The organism is Pseudomonas sp. MWU13-2105, assembly GCF_023242315.1.
Classification (GTDB): domain Bacteria; phylum Pseudomonadota; class Gammaproteobacteria; order Pseudomonadales; family Pseudomonadaceae; genus Aquipseudomonas.
In genome coordinates this window covers 1-2862 of record NZ_JALLIY010000053.1, presented here as the reverse complement: position 1 = coordinate 2862, position 2862 = coordinate 1, and the positions used below count along the sequence as shown (strand labels likewise).

2 protein-coding genes are annotated in these 2862 nt (G+C 60.7%); both read right to left on the bottom strand.

Features of this window, described 5'->3' with window-relative positions; translation table 11 throughout:
• Positions 1-83 precede the first annotated feature (83 nt).
• Positions 84-1052 (bottom strand): ABC transporter substrate-binding protein, encoded by a 969-nt coding sequence (locus tag M5B96_RS32170; protein WP_248801168.1) that lies wholly within the window; start codon positions 1050-1052, stop codon positions 84-86.
• Between the two features lie 115 nt (positions 1053-1167).
• Entirely contained in the window at positions 1168-2637 is a 1470-nt protein-coding gene (locus tag M5B96_RS32165; RefSeq protein WP_248801166.1) for a purine-cytosine permease family protein, read from the bottom strand.
• Positions 2638-2862 lie beyond the last annotated feature (225 nt).

Below are 2862 nucleotides of genomic sequence, written 5' to 3'. Positions count from 1 at the left end.
TTCGGGAAACATTGGAAACTCTCGATCAAGTGGTTGTGGCGAACTTCCCGGCCAGCCTCTCGGTTAGCCGGGAGGTAGTCGACCTACAGAGCCGCGTTGATTTTCCTGGCAGCGTCAGCGCTGACCCACGCCTGCCAGACCTCAGGGTGTTCCTTGAGGAAGATTTTCGCCAGCTTCGGCGATTCGATCCGTTCCCGGGTCATGCGCCCCAGGTTCTGGTTCAACAGATCGATGGGCAGGTTAGCCTTTTCCAGTACGGCGACGAGCTCGGGTGCTTGCTCATGGAAGACCCTGGACAGACCGACCTTGATACTCACGCTCTTGTCGACAGCGGGTTTTTCTTCCAGTTTCACCAGGTCGACCTGGCCCATCAGGGGCGTCGGCGACCAGTAGTAGAACAGAATCGGCTCGCCACGCTTGTAGCTCGACAGCACGGCGGCGTCCAGTGCCGGACCGGTGCCGGGGCGAAAGTTGGTATAGGACTTTTCCAGACCGTAGCTTTTCAGCATTTCGCTGTTTTCCAGCTCGCAGGTCCAGCCGGCCGGGCAGTTGTAGAAGCGGCCTTTGCTCGGTTCTTCCGGGTCCTTGAACAGGACGGCATATTTACCCAGGTCGGAGATGTACTTCAGCTCGGGCGCCTTGGACTTGAGATTGCGCTTGGCGTCGCCTTCGATCACATAGCGCGGCACGTACCAGCCTTCGACGGCACCAACGATCGGTGCGCCGACTCCGACGACCTTGCCGGCTTTTTCCGCCTTGTTCCAGACTTCGCTGCGGCCGACCCACTCCTCGGCGAAGACCTGGATATCGTTGCTGCTCAGGGCGTTTTCCATGGTGATGGAATTACCCGGCAAGGCGTCGGTCTTGCAGTCGTAACCCTTTTCCAGAACGAACTGCAGCACGTCGGTCAAGAACATGCCGCTTTCCCAATTCAGACCCGCGAACTTCACCGGCTTGCCGGACTCGCACCAGCCGGCGGCCTGGCTGGCGCCGGCTGCGACCAACAGGCCCAGGGACAGCGCCGTGGTCAGCAGGGTCTTGGTCATCTTCATACTGTGCCGCTCCAAATCATAAAAGGGTTAACACCGCTCAGGAGGCTGGCGGCCCGGGTCGGCCTGCAAGCAGGCCGGGTCCACGCTCACCCACGCGGACACCCGGCTCTACCGACTAGTTCGACGCCGGTTGCACATGACCACGGGGTTGCGCTGGCGCGTCCACGCCCGGCTCTACTGGCAGGATCAGACGCTCGGGAATTGCCCCATGCCACTTCTTCGCCGCGACGTAGTACAGCGCCGCCGGCACCACCAGGCCGATGATCCAGGAGATATCGGTATCGCCCAGGCCTGCCACCAGGGAACCGGTATAGAACTGGGTGTTGATAAACGGCATCTGGATCAGCACGCCGAACACGTAGATGCTGATACCCAGCAGGTTCCAGCCACCGTAGCGCGCCTTGGGATCGGACAACGCGGGGATGTCATAGCGTTCCTTGGTGATGCAGTAGAAATCCACCAGGTTGATCGCGCTCCAGGGCGTGAAGAACGCCAGCAGGAACAGGATGAAGGAGGAGAACTCCTTGAGGAACGAATCCTTGCCCAGCAGCGCCAGGGCCGCGGAAACGCTGACCATGATCAAGATGTACAACAAGCGCACACCACTGGAGATATGCCGGTTGCCACGGAAGCCGCTGATGATGGTGGCGATCGACATGAAGCTGCCATAGGCGTTCAGGGTGGTGACCGTTACCTTGCCGAAAGCCACGGCGAAGTACAGCGCCGCCGCGACCGCGCCGGTGCCGCCGAGGCTGACGATGAACGAGACTTCGTGATGGGAGAACTGCGAGCCGGCCAGGGCGGCGGCGAATACGCCGAAGACCATGGACGCCTGCGCGCCGATCACCGAACCCAGGCCCACGGCCCAGAAGGTTTTCACCGGCGAAGTGCGGCGCGGCAGATAACGCGAGTAGTCCGCCACATACGGCCCGAACGCGATCTGCCAGGACGCCGACAAGGACATCGCCAACAGGAAACTCGCCAGGGAGAAATGCTTGTTGCCGAGCAAGGCCGAGATATCGTTGCCGGCCAACAGTTTGTAGAACAGATAGATGAAGGCAACCACCCCGAGCACGCTGGCGATCCGGCCGATGCCGTGGATCACCCGGTAACCGAAGATGGTGCAGACCAGGATGCTGGCGGCGAACAAGACGATGCCGACCCAGTCTTCCACATGCAGCAGCTGCGCCACCGCCTGTCCGGCCAACAGCGAACCGCTGGCCGAAAAGCCGATGTACATCAGGCACACCAGCACCAATGGGATCACCGCCCCATAGACGCCGAACTGCACACGACTGGAAATCATCTGCGGCAGGCCCAGTTGCGGACCTTGCGCGGCATGCAATGCCATGACCCCGCCGCCGATCAGTTGCCCGATCAGCAGGCCGATCAACGACCAGTAGACATCACCGCCGAGTACCACCGCCAAGGCGCCGGTGACAATCGCGGTGATTTGCAGGTTGGCACCCAACCACAGGGTGAACTGACTGAGTAGACGACCGTGTCTTTCCGCTTCCGGGATGTAGTCGATCGAACGCCTTTCGATCAACGGTGTGTTGCTTGCACGATCATTTGACGCAGACATTGTTCAACCTCTGTGGATTGTTTTGGTTAGGTGCACAGCGTTGGTGAAACATGCTCCAAGTGAAACACCCTTCCCGTGGAAGCAGGAGGCCCGGCCTCCCGGCTTCCTCGCGAAGCTCCTGGCACACTTGAGGGCCTCTTCGCGAGCAAGCTCTGCTCCCACGGGACAGCGTCCATCGGTGATTTCCGCGATCCCTTATCGACCGGTGATCATCGGCAGGTTCAG

Bases quoted from the DNA above. Each gene is read 5' to 3' on its own strand.
- M5B96_RS32170 (WP_248801168.1), bottom strand. From the start codon at position 1,052: ATGAAGATGACCAAGACCCTGCTGACCACGGCGCTGTCCCTGGGCCTG.
- M5B96_RS32165 (WP_248801166.1), bottom strand. From the start codon at position 2,637: ATGTCTGCGTCAAATGATCGTGCAAGCAACACACCGTTGATCGAAAGG.